Origin of the sequence: Veillonella parvula, from assembly GCF_001553335.1 — a bacterium.
Taxonomy (GTDB): domain Bacteria; phylum Bacillota; class Negativicutes; order Veillonellales; family Veillonellaceae; genus Veillonella; species Veillonella parvula_S.
In genome coordinates this window covers 103,326-119,188 of record NZ_KQ960784.1, presented here as the reverse complement: position 1 = coordinate 119,188, position 15,863 = coordinate 103,326, and the positions used below count along the sequence as shown (strand labels likewise).

General features: G+C 39.3%; 13 protein-coding genes. 7 read left to right on the top strand and 6 right to left on the bottom strand.

The window, feature by feature from the left end; translation table 11 throughout:
* Positions 1-72: 72 nt before the first annotated feature.
* The 3 genes from aroA to aroF all read right to left on the bottom strand — a co-directional run bounded on the left by aroA (position 73) and on the right by aroF (position 3,500).
* Entirely contained in the window at positions 73-1,341 is a 1,269-nt protein-coding gene (gene aroA, locus HMPREF1865_RS02540) for a 3-phosphoshikimate 1-carboxyvinyltransferase (RefSeq protein WP_060919071.1), read from the bottom strand.
* A gap of 18 nt (positions 1,342-1,359) precedes the next feature.
* Positions 1,360-2,412, bottom strand: coding sequence for a 3-dehydroquinate synthase (gene aroB, locus HMPREF1865_RS02535; RefSeq protein WP_060919070.1), 1,053 nt, complete (start codon positions 2,410-2,412; stop codon positions 1,360-1,362).
* A 74-nt stretch (positions 2,413-2,486) separates the two neighbouring features.
* Entirely contained in the window at positions 2,487-3,500 is a 1,014-nt protein-coding gene (gene aroF / locus HMPREF1865_RS02530) for a 3-deoxy-7-phosphoheptulonate synthase (RefSeq protein WP_060919069.1), read from the bottom strand.
* 477 nt (positions 3,501-3,977) lie between these two features.
* Between aroF and HMPREF1865_RS02525 the strand changes: the two genes are divergently transcribed.
* Positions 3,978-4,394, top strand: a complete 417-nt coding sequence (locus tag HMPREF1865_RS02525; protein ID WP_060919068.1) for a GNAT family N-acetyltransferase — start codon at positions 3,978-3,980, stop codon at positions 4,392-4,394.
* An 82-nt stretch (positions 4,395-4,476) separates the two neighbouring features.
* A complete protein-coding gene (locus tag HMPREF1865_RS02520; protein ID WP_060919067.1) occupies positions 4,477-4,935 on the top strand; it encodes a DIP1984 family protein in 459 nt (152 codons plus the stop codon).
* A gap of 360 nt (positions 4,936-5,295) precedes the next feature.
* On the opposite strand, the gene HMPREF1865_RS02515 is transcribed toward HMPREF1865_RS02520, so the two are convergent.
* From HMPREF1865_RS02515 to HMPREF1865_RS02505, 3 genes are all read right to left on the bottom strand, one after another.
* Positions 5,296-6,324 carry a ribonucleotide-diphosphate reductase subunit beta gene (locus tag HMPREF1865_RS02515; protein ID WP_060919066.1) on the bottom strand — a complete coding sequence of 343 codons (1,029 nt, stop codon included), beginning with the start codon at positions 6,322-6,324 and terminating at the stop codon, positions 5,296-5,298.
* Positions 6,325-6,523: 199 nt separating this feature from the next.
* Complete coding sequence (locus tag HMPREF1865_RS02510; protein ID WP_060919065.1) at positions 6,524-8,806, bottom strand: ribonucleoside-diphosphate reductase subunit alpha; 2,283 nt, start codon at positions 8,804-8,806, stop codon at positions 6,524-6,526.
* Between the two features lie 437 nt (positions 8,807-9,243).
* Positions 9,244-10,803 carry a hypothetical protein gene (locus HMPREF1865_RS02505; protein ID WP_060919064.1) on the bottom strand — a complete coding sequence of 520 codons (1,560 nt, stop codon included), beginning with the start codon at positions 10,801-10,803 and terminating at the stop codon, positions 9,244-9,246.
* Between the two features lie 147 nt (positions 10,804-10,950).
* Between HMPREF1865_RS02505 and HMPREF1865_RS02500 the strand changes: the two genes are divergently transcribed.
* From HMPREF1865_RS02500 to HMPREF1865_RS02480, 5 genes are all read left to right on the top strand, one after another.
* The gene (locus tag HMPREF1865_RS02500) at positions 10,951-12,123 is read left to right on the top strand and encodes an iron-containing alcohol dehydrogenase (protein WP_004698250.1); all 1,173 of its coding nucleotides are present in this window, start codon (positions 10,951-10,953) and stop codon (positions 12,121-12,123) included.
* A gap of 24 nt (positions 12,124-12,147) precedes the next feature.
* Positions 12,148-12,975: a hypothetical protein gene (locus tag HMPREF1865_RS02495; RefSeq protein ID WP_060919063.1), complete on the top strand. Its 828-nt coding sequence runs from the start codon at positions 12,148-12,150 to the stop codon at positions 12,973-12,975.
* 12 nt (positions 12,976-12,987) lie between these two features.
* Complete coding sequence (locus HMPREF1865_RS02490; RefSeq protein WP_060919062.1) at positions 12,988-13,824, top strand: hypothetical protein; 837 nt, start codon at positions 12,988-12,990, stop codon at positions 13,822-13,824.
* A gap of 165 nt (positions 13,825-13,989) precedes the next feature.
* Positions 13,990-15,309 (top strand): dicarboxylate/amino acid:cation symporter, encoded by a 1,320-nt coding sequence (locus tag HMPREF1865_RS02485; protein ID WP_060919061.1) that lies wholly within the window; start codon positions 13,990-13,992, stop codon positions 15,307-15,309.
* A gap of 308 nt (positions 15,310-15,617) precedes the next feature.
* A partial coding sequence (locus HMPREF1865_RS02480) for a nicotinate-nucleotide--dimethylbenzimidazole phosphoribosyltransferase (protein ID WP_196484495.1) occupies positions 15,618-15,863 on the top strand: 246 nt, incomplete at its 3' end.

Genomic DNA, 15,863 nt, shown 5'->3' with positions numbered 1-15,863 from the left:
TATTAACTCCTACTTATAGTATGTATGACTAGTATTCTTATCTATTGAAACGCATTAGCTGTTACTAGGACGCTATACTTGCTGTGCATTGCCACCTAGCATGTTCCAGTCCTCAAAGAAGTCTGGATAGGATTTTGTGATAGCTTCGCTATCTTTTAATGTCACAGGATTTTCACTGATGAGTGCCATCAATGTACCTGCCATAACGAGGCGATGGTCGTTAACACAATCACCTTGTCCTCCTTTTAGTATACCACTACCGATGATATATAGGTCATCACCATCTTCGCGAACCGTACCGCCTAAATCTCGGACGAGATTAGCAACGGCTTCGAGGCGATCGGATTCTTTCAAGCGTAGGCGCGCACCCTTAACAAAGGAGCTTTCACCTTGGATAGAGCAAGCGAGGGCTGCCATAACTGGCAACATATCGGGCATTTGCTCGAGGTCGGCATGGATTGGTTTTACTGCACGGCCTGTAATGGTTACGTTCCTGCCATTCCATACCACATCACAACCGGCATCAATCATAACTTGTATGATGCGGCGGTCAGCTTGTACAGAATTCTTGTTCATACCCGTAATTGTAATAGGTTTGCCTGTCATAGCGGCAGCGACCATCCAAATCGCCGTATTGGACCAATCGCCTTCGATTTGGTAATTACTTTGACCTTTAAAAGTAGCATTAGTAGCTACCGTAAAGGATTCTTGGACTGTGTCAGAGGCAGGTATATGGTTGACTGTTACGCCGAAGTCTGCCATCGTTGTAGTCGTCAATGTTACATAGTCACTAGATTGAAGTGGCGTAGTAGATGTAATTGTAGCGCCTCCACATTGTGGTGCTGCTAATAATAATCCAGAGAAAAACTGGCTACTCACATCGCCAACCATACCGAACTCTCCACCTTGTAGACGACCTATCATAGTGAATGGTGGTTTATCTTGGGAGAATGTTACGCCATGAGCTTTCATTTCACCGAGCATGGGCTCTAAAGGACGATCTGGTAAACGCCCTTTCGCATCTACGTCTACCTCATTACAAATGGAGGCTGCCACTGGTAATAAGAGACGCAATGTAGTACCGGATTCATGGGGCACTACATTGCCCTTTGTTGGGGCAGGACCAGGTGTAACAGTGACAACTTTATTTTCATACACAACGTGTGCGCCTAAGCCTCGCAAGGAGTCCATAGTTGCATCGATGTCTTTAGAGGTGCGGCTCAGTAGTATGGTAGATGGCGAGTTTGCAAGAGCAGCACAAATCAATGCGCGGTGCGCATGAGCTTTTGCAGGAATGGACGCGATAGTCCCTGTAGGGATGGCGTTCGTTACGGAATGCATATAAATCTCCTTTATATCTCAGTCTAAATAGGTTGCAAGTTCCTCGTGCGTTACTACTTTGAGTTCACTGTGACCATAGCTAGTAGGTACTACAATTTTAATGGTTTCTCCTTCGCTTTTTTTGTCGTGCTTAGCGGCAGCTAGAATCTCTTCTTTGCTTATCGTTGTTGTGGTTGGCAAATCGTGTGCTTTGATAAGGTCCTTTAATTTCTCTAAAGCCTCCGCATCTAATTTTCCATGTTTGACTGCACCTTGTGCCATGAGCACCATACCAATAGCAACGGCATAACCGTGATGCACCTCGAAATGACTCGCTTTTTCGATGCCGTGACCAAAGGTATGACCGAGGTTTAAGAGGGCACGAACTCCAGACTCGTGTTCGTCTTGTTCCACGATATCCGCTTTTGCTTGCACGCAGCGGGCAATAACGCCACTTACACTACTGCGATGTTTAATTAATGGTCTGTTCTCGAGTTGAGTGAGTAAACCCGGTACGTCTAGGAAACCGTATTTGATAATTTCACCGCATCCATTAATCCATTCCATTTCAGGTAATGTATTGAGTGTAGCTGGATCACATAGGACGAGGATAGGTTGTTTGAAAGCGCCCCATAGGTTTTTCCCGGCTTCGAGATTGACCGCAGTTTTACCACCTACAGAGGAGTCTACTGCGGCTAATAGAGATGTAGGAACCTGAACATAGTCGATACCACGTAAATAGGTCGCTGCCGCAAAGCCTGCCATATCACCTACAACACCGCCGCCAAGGGCGATGAGCAAGTCTTTGCGAGTCAATGATTGGGCCGCCATGTATTCTACTAAATCGATGAGCTGGTGGGCATTTTTGGAGCTTTCACCAGCAGGGAAAACATAATCACAAACAGTATAACCTGCATGTTCCATATTAGCTTTCACAGAGTCCAAATAATGAGGTGCCACGTTACTATCGCTGACGATGATAACACGGCAATTTGGTTTTAAGGGTTTAATATAATCGGTGATGCGTTGTAAAGCGCCTTCCTCGATGACAACGTCATAAGGTGTGGATGCGTTAATATGGATGCGAGTCATAACGGTTCCTTTCTTAAAAGAATAAGCTAGTATCTATTATAACGGATACTAGCTTATTTGTGTGATATGTAAGATTATTTAGTGCATTCTACCAAGGCTTGGCGTAACGCGTTAATTTCTTTCATAAGGCTAGTGAATTGGTCTGGACGCAATGCTTGCGGACCGTCGCACAATGCTTTGGCTGGATCGTTGTGAACTTCAATCATAAGGCCGTCTGCACCGCCGCCTACGGATGCAAGTGAAAGCGGACGAACCATGCGGCTCATACCTGCTGCGTGGCTAGGGTCCATGATAATTGGCAAGTGAGATAATTCATGCATCATAGGAATTGCTGTTACATCTAAGGTATTGCGAGTCTTAGTTTCGAATGTGCGGATACCGCGTTCGCATAATACAATTTGTTCATTGCCTTCGGACATGATGTACTCAGCAGCCATCAACCATTCTTCGTATGTTGCAGATAAACCACGTTTTAAGAGAACTGGTTTATTTAATTTGCCCACCTCTTTTAAAAGCGTGAAGTTTTGCATGTTACGAGCGCCGATTTGAAGCATATCTACATTGTCGAAGTATTGTAATTGGGAGATATCCATAACTTCGGAAACGATAGGAAGACCTGTTTCTTTTTTAGCAAGCTCTAACAATTCCAAGCCCTCTGGGCCCATACCTTGGAAGGAGTATGGGGATGTACGAGGTTTGAAAGCGCCGCCGCGAAGGATTGTGGCACCAGCTTCTTTACATGCTTTAGCAGTGGCTAATACTTGTTCAGGTGTTTCCACAGAGCAAGGACCGGCTATTACTGCGAAGTGACCACCACCGATGAGGACACCACCTACATTGATTACAGAATCATCTGGATGGAATTTGCGGTTTGCTTTTTTGTATGGCTCTTGAATGCGAGTTACTTTATCTACGAAATCTAGAGACTCGATTTGGCGAGCATCAAGAGATGCTGTATCACCGATAAGTCCTAGAATATTGTATCGTGTGCCTTCTACTGGATGGATAACGAATCCTTGAGCCTCTAATTCACCGCGTAAACGGGATACTTCTTCCGCTGCTGCGTTTTGTTTCAATGTAATAATCATGATAATTCCTCCTTGTAACTACAGTGAATAGTAGGGCTTACCATACGGATAGCAAACAAAAAAGGGCTACCCGTAAGCTAATACGGGTAGCCCTTTAACTATTCTGTGAGCAACTAATGTTGAAAAGTCCTTAATTAGCGCATCACAAATAGTTCCTTACCCGTACGTTGGATAAAGAACCAATAAAAGTATTGTTTTGTTGCGAGGCTAATTTGGTTAGTCATCTTTGGTTGCTCCTTTCTAAAATGTTGGGTATAGTATAAACCCAAATGATAAAATGATGCAATACTTAAAAGTAAACTTCATGTAAGTTTTAAATAAAAGTTGTGATGAAAATTAGTCAGATATGATTTCTTTTGTGAAAACTATGAGGCTTTTGATATAATGATTATAAATATTCTTGAGGTGTTTATAAAGGTCTTTTGTAATATGTTTTGATATCTTTACGAATGTATTTAGAAGCAGAAAGGGTACCATATGATGATTCAAATCTTAGATCATATTACTGATGAAATAAAACAAATTCGTATCGATGTGTTTATGAAAGAACAAGGCTTTTCACAAGAGTTTGATGAAATTGATGAGATTGCAAAATTTGTTCTCTTATCTATCGATGGTAAGGCGGCAGGTACATGTAGATATTTCCCTGGTAAAGAAAATGGATCTGCTTATATCGGGCGTCTAGCGGTTCGTAGAGAATTTAGAGGGCAACGATTGGGCGCTACCATTATGATTGCTGCAGAGAATACTATTCGCAAAGCAGGATTTAAAATTTGCGGCCTATCTGCACAGGTACAGGCTAGACCATTCTACGAATCCCTTGGATATAAAGCAGAAGGGGATGAATACCTTGATGAAGATTGTCCACATATTTTTATGCGAAAAGTTTTATAAGATGTTGTATAACAAAAGAATATATGGTATTGAATCAGTAAATTGATTTGAATATACGTTTTTAATTACGAGGTGAGAGTCTATGAAATTAGCAGAAGCATTACAAGAACGATCTGATTTAAATAAAAAGATAGCGGATTTAAATAATCGATTATCTCTAAATTGTTTAGTACAAGAAGGGGAAGTACCAAATGAGAACCCTGATGACCTATTGAAAACACTTGAGCAGTGTTTAACTAGACTTCAAAAACTAATTACAGATATTAATTTAACAAACTGTAAAACTATTATAGAAGGCCGAACCATTACTGAAATCATTGCCGAAAAAGATTGTGCGGCTTTGCGATTAACCTCCTATCGGACACTGGCTTCTGGTGCGGGTATTATTAATTTCCGTGCGAGAGGGTCCGAGATTAAACTGCTGCCAACCGTCAATGTGGGTGAAATCCAAAAACAAGCAGATGACATTGCTAAACAAGTTCGGTTATTAGACAATCTATTGCAGTCTGCTAATTGGTCTACAGAATTGATTGAAAGTTAATTAAAGTTGGTAGTTTGAAACAGGGTGGACACAAACCTCTAGCTCTAAAATAACGAGCCTTTATCACAACATTTATGGGGCAAATGTATCTATATTGTGTAGGCCCTTTTGCGCACAAATGTATTGTAATAATTTATCAAGTATTACCACGTGTCAACTGTACAAACGAGGGTGGCGTTTGGGGACTATATTTTTTAACTACATATACGCTGAAATAAAAAATCTCAGTGTTGATGAAATAGTAATTCTATGTAATATAAAACTTTAAATAATCATGAAAAAAGAGCTGATAGCGTTATAGCTATCAGCTCTTTTCTATTGGGACGTAGGTCCCTAGATATTGTATTTTATGACGGCACTCTACTCTAAATCATCAAAATCAAATGCTGCTGCTTTTGTATAGTTTGTAACTTTTGCTTCGAAGAAGTCAGTTTTTGTACTATTCAAGTTGGAAAAGCTTTCGATCCATTCCATTGGATTATCCTTGATTTCAGGATACAAATGAGGTAAACCAATCGCTTCTAAGCGGATGTTGGCAAGGTATTTGATGTAGCGCTCGATAAGAACGTTGTTAAGGCCGAGGATTTTATCGTCAGTGATGTATTGACCCCAAGCGATTTCGTTTTCTGTACCTTGACGAATCATATCAGTGATTTTTGCTTCTAGTTCTGGAGTGAACAAATCAGGACGTTCACGGCGTAACTCGCGGATAATGTTTTGGAACAATACAAGGTGAGTTACTTCATCGCGATTGATATATTTGAAGATTGTGGATGTAGCTGTCATCTTGCCTTGGCGTGCCAAGGTGTAGAAGAAGCTAAAGCCAGAGTAGAAGTAGATCCCTTCTAAGATATAGTTCGCGATGATTGTGTGAATAAGATTTGCTTCGCTAGGATCGTCGCTGAAACGTTGGTACGCGTCGGCGATGAAACGGTTACGTTCAAGCAATGTTTTATCTGTACGCCATTCATCATAGATTTTGTCACGCGTAATCGGATTTGTTACAGTGTCCAAAATGTAGGAATAACTTTGAGCGTGAATTTCCTCTTGGAATGTTTGAATATTTAAAAGAGATGCAACTTCAGAGGCCGTGATATAGCGGCTTAAGTTAGGTAAGTTTTCGGATTGAATAGAATCGAGGAAGTTCAAGAACGCAATGATTTTATCGAAGGCACGACGTTCATAATCTGTTAAATATGGGAATTGTTTAACGTCTTCGTTTAAGGAAATCTCTTCTGGAATCCAGAAGTTGTTGAGCATCGTACGGTACATTTGGTTTGCCCAGTCGTACTTGATACGATTCCACTCGCGAAGGTTCGTGGTATTACCGCCAATCATAGATTGCGTGCCACGGTCACCTTTTTCATTGAAAATCAGTTTTTTATCCATAGTAGGACTCCTTTATACAATGATGCGACCTATACCTCTATAGGTCGTCATCAAATTTACATTGTTAGTGAAAGTATCTTTCCCGAGTTTAGTGCTCTCTAGTTATAGAGCATATTTTTTGTAAACTATGGCAATGATATCGTTAACTTTTACCATAGCTTAAATTGCATTATAGAATGTAGCGTGTATCTATCCTATATTAGGAGGAACAGCTTGTGCACTCATCCATTTCAAGGGATTGATTACGGATGTAGTAGATTGTTTTGATTCCTTGTTTGTAGGCTTCTACATAAAGGTCAAGAATTTCTTTCGCTTTCATTTGAGGCGTGATGTACAAGTTGAAAGATTGTGCTTGGTCAATATGACGTTGACGCACGCCACAAGCTTTGATGGACCATTGTTGGTCGATTGTATGTGCCTCTTTGTATAGCCAGAATGTTTTGTCGTTCAAATCTGGTGCAGTTTTTGGTGTGAAAGAACCTTTCTTCTCTTCGATGAAGAATTTTTTGAAGATAGGGTCGATACCAGCTGTTGTATTTGCGATGTTGGATGTAGAACCTGTAGGAGCTACGGCCATCAAGTAACCGTTGCGGATACCGTATTTTGCAACGTCCGCAGCCAATTGTTTCCAACGATCAGATGTGTAATCACGACGAGTAAAATATTCACCAGTTTCCCATTCGGAACCTTTGAATGCTGGGTACGCGCCTTTTTCTTTTGCAAGCTCCATAGAAGCTTTAATCGCATAGAATGCAATGTTTTCAAATAATTTGTCCGCTACTTCGATGTGTTCATCAGATTCCCATTGGATATCATGGTTTACAAGGTAGTGGTGATAACCAGACGTACCGAGACCGATAGCGCGGTATTTATCAGAAGTCATGCGAGACTCTGGTACTGGTGCTTGGTTGATGGAAATAACATTGTCTAACATACGAATTTGAAGGGCAATGTTTTCTTCCAACTCTTCGTCTGTAATACGGCCAAGACTGATAGAGTTTAAATTACATGTAACCATGTCGCCTGTGTTTGTTTTTGTAGTAATTGTACCGTCTTCGTTGATGATTTCTTCAGCAAGATTAGTGAAGCCAACATTTTGTGCAATTTCGTGGCACAAGTTGGACGCGTAAATCATACCTGCATGTTTGTTAGGATTTGCAGCATTTACAGTGTCGCGGAAGAAGATGAATGGCGTACCAGTTTCAACAGCGGAGCGCATGATTTTTTTCATCATGTCTAATGCTGGAACTTCGATGCCGTGTAAATTAGGATCTTGTTCACATTCGATATAGCGTTTTGTGAACTCTTTTTCGTTATCTGTATCGAAGTAGTCCTCTAAAGAGTAGCCTTTTACAGCTAAGATTTCATGAGGGTCGAAGAGGGTGAAGTTTTCACGAGCTAACATACGTTCCATGAAGATGTTTGGAACGGAGATAGCAGGGAAGATATCGTGCGCTTTGCGGCGGTCATCACCGTTGTTTGTACGAAGCTCTACGAATTCGTAGAAGTCTTTGTGCCAAATATCAAGCGTTACTGTAGCTCCGCCTTTACGTTTACCCAATTGGTCTACTGCAACAGCTGTATCATTGTACAAGCGGATCCAAGGAATAACGCCGCCAGAGGAGTTTTTGAAACCGCGGATATCGGAGTTCAATGCACGAACTTTACCAAGGTAGATACCAAGAGCACCACCGTGTTTAGATACGCGCGAGAACTTGCTATTTACGTCGTAGATAGACCATAAATTGTCGTCTACACCAGAGATAAAGCAAGAGGACAATTGGTGGAATGGTGTACCAGCATTTGCCAAAGTAGGTGTAGCTGTTGTCATTTTTAGTTGGCTCATCAAATCGTAAAATTTCTTAGCGTATTCTACTTTGTTTTCCCCTTCTACAAGAGCCAAGTGCATTGCGATAGCCATGAAACGCTCTTGAGGTAATTCAAAGATTTCTTTGTTGAAGCCTTTTACCAAGTAACGGTCAGCCAATAATTTGAGACCTTCATAGTTGAAAAGATAGTCGCGCTTAGGTTTGATGTAATCGCCTAATTCTTGCAATTCGTCAGCTGTGTATTCTGTGACGAAGAAGTCTGCGTATTTTTTCTCTTCTACAAGCATGTTGACAAGATTTGGGAAGTTGCCGTAGCCAAATGCTTTGTAACGACGAGTAATAGCGGCTTCTTTATAGAGATCGAACAAGAATAGGCGGGATGCTACGAACTGCCAATCTTGGTTCATTTTATTAACTTGGTTGCCGAAGCCGTCGTCTTTTTTAGATATAACTTTTTCGATAGCTGTTTGGACTAAAGTTTTTTGAATTTCTTTAGTAGTCATGCCATCAACGAATTGTAACTTCGCATCCATTTCCAATTCTAGTGGATCACAAGAATCTAACCCCAAACATGCGAAGGCTATCATTCGTTTCGTTTTTTCAACGGACAACGGCTCAAAATGGCCATCCCGTTTCTTGATCATAATCTCCATTACTGTTCCCCTTGAGAGCTAAAAGTCATAAAACTGTTAATATAGTCGTATAAGCATATATAAGATTAGAATGAAATATATAAATTATCTTTAAGTTGAGTCTAATCAGAAAAATAAGAAAACTACTATATATGGTAGTTTTCTTATCTAGCTTATACATTATGTTACGATTATAGCGAAAAAATTCTATACATTCAATATTGACATTTGGAAAATTTTTAATATAGTTTCACAAAAAATGTCGATATAACTGAAGATGCTTTATATTACTGTATAGAGAGGTGATATATGAAAATTATGAATAATATATCTCTTTTTAGAATAGAAAATGGATAGTACTGTTTTGACGTAATTGTAAATCTGGATAATATATCATCAAATCATTAATCATTTATATACAAATAAAAGCAGTACCCCTAGGGGCACTGCTTTTATAATTAATTATATAATACGCTAAAAATAATTCTTCGTGCGCTGTCTTGATATGCATAGTAGGAGTGGATTAAGAGTTTGTATCCCGTGCCTTCTATAATGACCGAATCTGAAGCCGTTTTTGGCACAGTGAGGAATTTTTCATATATATGATGAACCTCGGTCACGCCATTTGGTAGAGATACCTCTAAATCAAGCCCTTCATTGATGAATCTAAAGTTGATAGATTCATATGACGCTGTTGGTATGTCAGCTGTACTATCAGCAGGTTCACGTACTTCTAATTCGATGTTAGAAATGAATTTATCATATCCTACAAGCGAAATAACATGTGGTTCTTCAACGGCTGTAAAGCTAATAAACTGAATATTTCTTTCCTTATATATTTCAGTTGCTCCTGGTTTTGATGGATCTCGCTGTATAATCGTTCTGCCATAGTCTGTGAAATCAGGGTTAAATGTTTCTGTAATAGGCAAGTATACGTGCCATTGACCGTCAATTTTCGTATAGTTTGTAAACTCTCGATGGGATGTGTAACCGATAAAAGGCATTAAAAGGACTGTGCCTAGGGCGAGTGCCATAATCGTTGTATGGATCGATGGAGTCAAACGTTTTACAAAGGAATATACGTTATGTGCTAAGAAGATTAGATTGAATGCGGCTACGTAAATCGTATTGAGCCAGAGTACGGGCTCATTTATTACGCGCTTGCCAATCAGGATTAAACACAATATTGTAATCGTAATAAATAAGAAACATAGGATCCTTTGTGTCTTGCTGCTTTCACTAGACCTGAAACTAGCCAAGTAAAATAGATAGAAAATGGCTACATACGGATAATATGTGTAAAGGAACCGTGCATCTTCACGGAGGCCTAAGAGGATCAATACCAAGTAGATATTAGCTAGAATACCTGTAATGATGGAAGCTTTTGGTAGTATGATTCCAAAAACAACATTATAGAATGTATTTGGTTCTGGTGGTCCATCAGGCTCCTCTTTGTAAGTGCACAGCATGGACATACAGATAAAAATATTAATAGCGGCTAGTACTTTAAAGATTAGATCATCAAAGGTAAATGGTTTGTTCAGAATGATGAAGAAAAACCATAGAGTCATGATTATGACGACATTGTACAGTGTTGATGTAACAATGGTAATACCAATCCGTTTCAGGCGATTGATGATTTCGCCGATGTAGTATTCTCCAGGCGATGTAAAATATAGAGCAATCATAGAGTACAGCCATAGATATGATATGTTTTCTGTGGCTAGCTCGATGCCTCGTATGTGATGGTACGTTTCATGAATCGTATATAGACCAACGCTGATACCTATGCTTAATAATGTATATACTATGGAGAACTTTCGATCTCGTGTTATATATGATTGTAGTATGACGATGAAGAAATACAGCCCATAGAACCAAAGGTCTATATCGGCAAACCAATCTTGCTCTAGATAAAACGGTGTACATGAAAATACGGCAATTAATGCCAGTAATATAGGTGACTGCGTTGCTAGGTCACGCAGCGAAAACCATAAATGTGTAATTGCAGATTTCATAGATTCTCTCCCTTTATAAAAATAAATGCCCCCTCTTATCTGTAGTATACATGTTTTCTAGTGAAAGTCCTATGAGGTTTTACAGGCGTCTGAATATACATTACAATAACATTAAGAGCTAGTATTTATAGAAAAGAGGTCGTTCACATGGAGTTCTCTTATTTTTTACCAGTACATATCCAATTTGGTTGGGATAAAGTCGATAGTGTTGCTGATTTTGTTAAGCCTTATGGCAATAAAGCACTCATCGTAACAGGGCGGACAAGTGCTAAAAAATCTGGACTATATGACCGTGTGACAGCAAAACTTGATGCGGCACATATTGAACATGTGTTGTTTGATCAAGTGGATGCTAATCCCTTAACAACGACTGCATTGGACGGCGCTGCTTTAGCTAAATCTGAAAGCTGTGATATGGTCATTGCCATCGGTGGCGGCTCTATCATGGACTGTGCAAAAGGCATTGCATTTATGTCCGTTAACGAAGGTGACATTAACGATTATATCTTTAATCGTAAAACCAGTGATAAGGCGTTGCCTCTTATTGTAATTCCTACAACCTGTGGCACCGGCTCCGAAGGTAATGGCTTTGGTGTACTTACTAATCCCGAAACAGGAGACAAGAAATCCTTGCGATGTAATGCCATCGTACCAAAAGTATCCATCGTAGATCCCGCAGTGATGGGCACAATGCCGCCCCATGTATTGGCATCTGTGGGCTTTGATGCACTCTGTCATAATATCGAGGCGTATACTTCTAAAACGGCACAACCTTTTACCGATGCATTAGCTCATTATGCTGTAACTTTGTTAGCACAATATCTTGTGCCTCTATATAAACATGTGAAAGCAATGGCTGAAGGCAAATCAGCTGTTCTCAACGAAACTCAACTTACAAAAGCTTGGGAGTCCGTTACATTGGCTAGCACAATTGGAGGCATGGTTATTAATACCGCCGGTGTAACACTTGCTCATGGCATGGAACATCCTGCAAGTGGGCTTAAGGATATTACCCACGGTGTAGGCCTTGCCGTTATTGAACCTGTTGCAGTGGAATATACATGGAGTGCAAACCCTGATAAGTTTGGTGCCTTAGCTCGTATATTCAACCATGGAGATGGCTCCGAACTAGGTGAAGCATTACGTTTGATTGTACATGACCTGGATCTTACCACGAACCTTACAGAACTAGGCTTAACGAAAAAAGACATTCCTTGGCTCGTCGATAACGTATACGTTGTAGCTACCGGGAATATTGCTAATACAGTGGCCGACGTGAGTCGGGAAGATATAGAAATGTTGTATAAGAAAATGTTCTAAGTATTGTCATGATAGGAGAGAGTTTTGTTTCAAGGATTTTATGGCTTATTGACAATATGTATAAGTGTATTCTTTATACTGAGCATGCTATTTAATATAGCTCCTATAACATATATTGTGTTTGGTGTAATGATACTATTGAGTCTATTATTACAATATGGTCGTTTTAAGAAACAGACTGTATCTGAAAAAAGGCACACTCAATTGGCCTGGTGCTTGTATATTGCGTTTACTCTCAGTTTTTCTTGGCTAATAGGCGATTGGTTTAAGTACGATTTGCAAACAAGCCTTGATCAATTTGATTCTTTCGAGTATAGCACAAAGGATTGGAATCAAGGATGGCCCAATAGTGAAGAATTGCCGGAAAGGTTAAAACGGCCAGAAAAACTTCCAGAAGGTATTTATAATGCGTCTGCTTTTCGTAGTAGTTTAGCTTGGGCTAATGCATATCCAGAGAGATATACGGTATTGGAGGGGGACCCAAAAGTAATTGCACAATATGAAGCGATAGCTAAGCAAAATGCAGCTTATACAGCGCAAATTGATGCGGATGGTGTATTGCGTGATTTAGACACTGGGGAGAAAAAGCGCTTTATATCTCACCCAAATAGCTATAACATTATAGAAAGTATAGGAGAAGAACCTTTAAATTTGCCGCAACGGAATTTTATAGAGTGGTTGCGCTTTGCACCTCGAAAAGAAACAAAAACAGTAGTCAAGGATACATATAATTCTACGCGGAATCATAGATTATATGTATTTGTTGATGATGGTAATACAAAGAGACCTCATTTTGTGGAACTTTTGATTAGTGATGATGGGACACGGGCTGTGTTTTATCAGTCTAAGTAAGGATTATATATTGTGAATCGCTTTATTAAACTATTACAAATACTAATAGGCCCTCCTTGTGGTAAACATATCATTCTATCAATCTTATTCTTTGCCTTTTTTCTTTGGGGAAATGCACATATTCAATTGCCAGGATTATGGTTTGTAATTGTAGGTGTAATCTTATTATTATCAATAAGATTACAGTGTTATTACTACTTTTATCATTTAATATTACCGAAGAAACACATTTTATATGCTTGGTGCACATTAGTTGTAGCAGTACCTTTATTGCTAATGTCTATCTTTATATATGAACTCCTTTTTGGAAGTGAAGTTAATGATATATCACGATGGAAACAAAGATGGCCAGTAAAAGCAACAGTATTACCAGAACATTTTAGAAATCCTGATATAGTACCGAAAGGATTGCATCCTATATCTTCAAGGGGAACAATAGAAAGTTTTTATGATTTCACAACCACTATTGTTTTTGAAGGTAACCCAGAAGTTGTAAAAGAATTTGAGAAAACTGTTGCCGAATCCTCAGCACCTGGTGTAGTTATTACACCGGAGTTATTTAAGGCGGGCACATATAAGTCTGTGGCAGACTCTATTTTTTCAAAAGGGGATATACAAAGCACTTATGACCTTTTAATTGAGGATTATACAAAGTGGAACTTATTTGTGTGGCTTCTATATGGTCGTCAACTAGCAGGTGGATATTATCAACTTGAACGAGTTCCTACCTATGGCTATACGGTTTATGTTCTACACCGAGAGAGTGGAATTGATCCGTATGTGATTTATTTTTTGTTTAGCCCTGATCGTACTCGTGTTGTCTTCTATGATTTTATAGTGACGCATTAATTGTATATATTAATCTATATATCAAATTATTTTGGTTTGACAGTGTTAAAACATATCTTTATAATATGTTTTAACAAGAGACTAGGATATAACTACTGTCCCAGCCCTAAGGGCTGGGATTTCTTTTTATAGTCTCATATAGTTTAGTTTGTAAAGAGGTGTTTTATGGCAAATCAAAAAAACAAAAATGTCGATGCCTTAGCGCAAGAGATTACCTTGAAAAGTCGTGGACAAGGAAAATTGCGTCAGTTCATTTTATGGATGGGAGCTCTCATCATAGGCGCTATCTTAGGATGGCAACACATTCCAGCTCTAAATGAGCTCTTTAATTTTATTGCAGCAGTCTTTACTCGCTTGTTCCAATTCATTGCGATTCCAACAGTATCTTTAGCAGTAATTACTACATTATCCATGCTAGGGGCTAAAAAGGATACAGGTCGTATCTTTGGCCACGCCGTAGTATATACATTGCTTACTACAATCTGTGCAGAAGTTGTAGGCCTTGGCTTATACCTCTGGATTGCACCAGGCAACTTGCCACTTGATGTAATCGGTGCCGGTGCAGCTCAAGTTCCTGAAAAACTTGGTAATGTTACGTATTACGATCATTTCTTGTCCGCCATTCCAAATAATATCTTGCAACCATACTTGCAGGCCAATGTATTGTCTGTAATGTTTATTTCTGCTTCCGTTGGTTTAGCATTTGCGTTCATGCCACGCACAGAAAATCGTGAAGCGGTGTTGAAAGTGTTATTTGGTTTACAAGAGTTATTGTTCACGTTGATTAAAGCATTGCTTTATGTATTGCCAATCGGCATCCTTGCTTTTGCAGGTCAATTATCTGCACAAATCGAAGCAGGTGTAATTGTTGGTGCCTTAGGTAAATATACTGCTGTTGTTATCGGCGGTAACTTAATCCAATTCTTTATCGTAATTCCATTGTTCTTGTTATTCCGTGGTTTAAACCCTGTAGACGTATTCCGTAAAATGTCTCCAGCCGTAGCTGTTGCGTTGTTCACAAAATCTTCTGCAGCAACTTTGCCTGTTACATTGGCATCTGCTGAGGATAATTTGAAAGCTCATCCTGCAGTAGCTCGTTTTGTATTGCCAATTTGTACAACCATTAACATGAATGGCTGTGCTGCTTTCATTCTTGTTACATCCTTATTTGTAATGCAAAATGCTGGAATGGATTTAACGATTGGCACAATGGTAGCATGGTTATTTATTGCCGTTCTCGCTGCTATTGGTAATGCGGGCGTTCCAATGGGGTGTTATTTCTTGACCTTGTCCTTGATGAGCTCCATCGGAGCACCAATTGGCTTGCTCGGTATCATCTTGCCAATCTATACAATTATCGACATGATTGAAACCACTGAAAACGTATGGTCTGATGCATCTGTATGTGCCATAGTTGACCATGACCTTCAAGGTAAATTGGACGACTCTAGCGGGGATGATATGCCTCAATTTCAAGGTGCTTAAATTAAGTAACTTAATAAATTTACAAGAGATATATCATGTATCCTAAATATAGTTCAAATAAAAGGTTATCCTGTAAGGGATAACCTTTTTTGTTTGAACATAACTTTATATTAAAAGCAGAATTACCTTTCTCGATATAAGCTTTTAATGTATTCAAAGTAACGATATATAAAACCTTTACACATGACTTTCAAAAAACTAAAAATAGGTACATTACTAGCCATATAATTTATGATATACTTTCATATAGAATAATATCGAATTAATAGAAGGCTAGTCGATGCATTAAGTACCGTCTAGATAATAGAATGAAAGATAAGCCAATCACAGCTATAGAGCAACAACTGAATAAATTTCTCCAAGCTAAATGCTTAATTCCAGGAGGACTTGGCCTATGGGAAGTGTATTTCCGCAAAATTTGTACGGCTTGGGGCGAGATTAATGGTGAAATTCGACCACAGCATATCATATTTTCTGCCGATAATGGTTGTAATATGGAAGGCTATGTAGGCTATAACTACGAGGTGACCCAAAAGCAGTCTCGCAATATGTTA

Bases quoted from the DNA above. Each gene is read 5' to 3' on its own strand.
- HMPREF1865_RS02520 (WP_060919067.1), top strand. From the start codon at position 4,477: ATGAAATTAGCAGAAGCATTACAAGAACGATCTGATTTAAATAAAAAG.
- HMPREF1865_RS02510 (WP_060919065.1), bottom strand. From the start codon at position 8,806: ATGGAGATTATGATCAAGAAACGGGATGGCCATTTTGAGCCGTTGTCC.
- aroF (WP_060919069.1), bottom strand. From the start codon at position 3,500: ATGATTATTACATTGAAACAAAACGCAGCAGCGGAAGAAGTATCCCGT.
- HMPREF1865_RS02525 (WP_060919068.1), top strand. From the start codon at position 3,978: ATGATGATTCAAATCTTAGATCATATTACTGATGAAATAAAACAAATT.
- aroB (WP_060919070.1), bottom strand. From the start codon at position 2,412: ATGACTCGCATCCATATTAACGCATCCACACCTTATGACGTTGTCATC.
- HMPREF1865_RS02500 (WP_004698250.1), top strand. From the start codon at position 10,951: ATGGAGTTCTCTTATTTTTTACCAGTACATATCCAATTTGGTTGGGAT.
- HMPREF1865_RS02485 (WP_060919061.1), top strand. From the start codon at position 13,990: ATGGCAAATCAAAAAAACAAAAATGTCGATGCCTTAGCGCAAGAGATT.
- HMPREF1865_RS02515 (WP_060919066.1), bottom strand. From the start codon at position 6,324: ATGGATAAAAAACTGATTTTCAATGAAAAAGGTGACCGTGGCACGCAA.
- aroA (WP_060919071.1), bottom strand. From the start codon at position 1,341: ATGCATTCCGTAACGAACGCCATCCCTACAGGGACTATCGCGTCCATT.
- HMPREF1865_RS02505 (WP_060919064.1), bottom strand. From the start codon at position 10,803: ATGAAATCTGCAATTACACATTTATGGTTTTCGCTGCGTGACCTAGCA.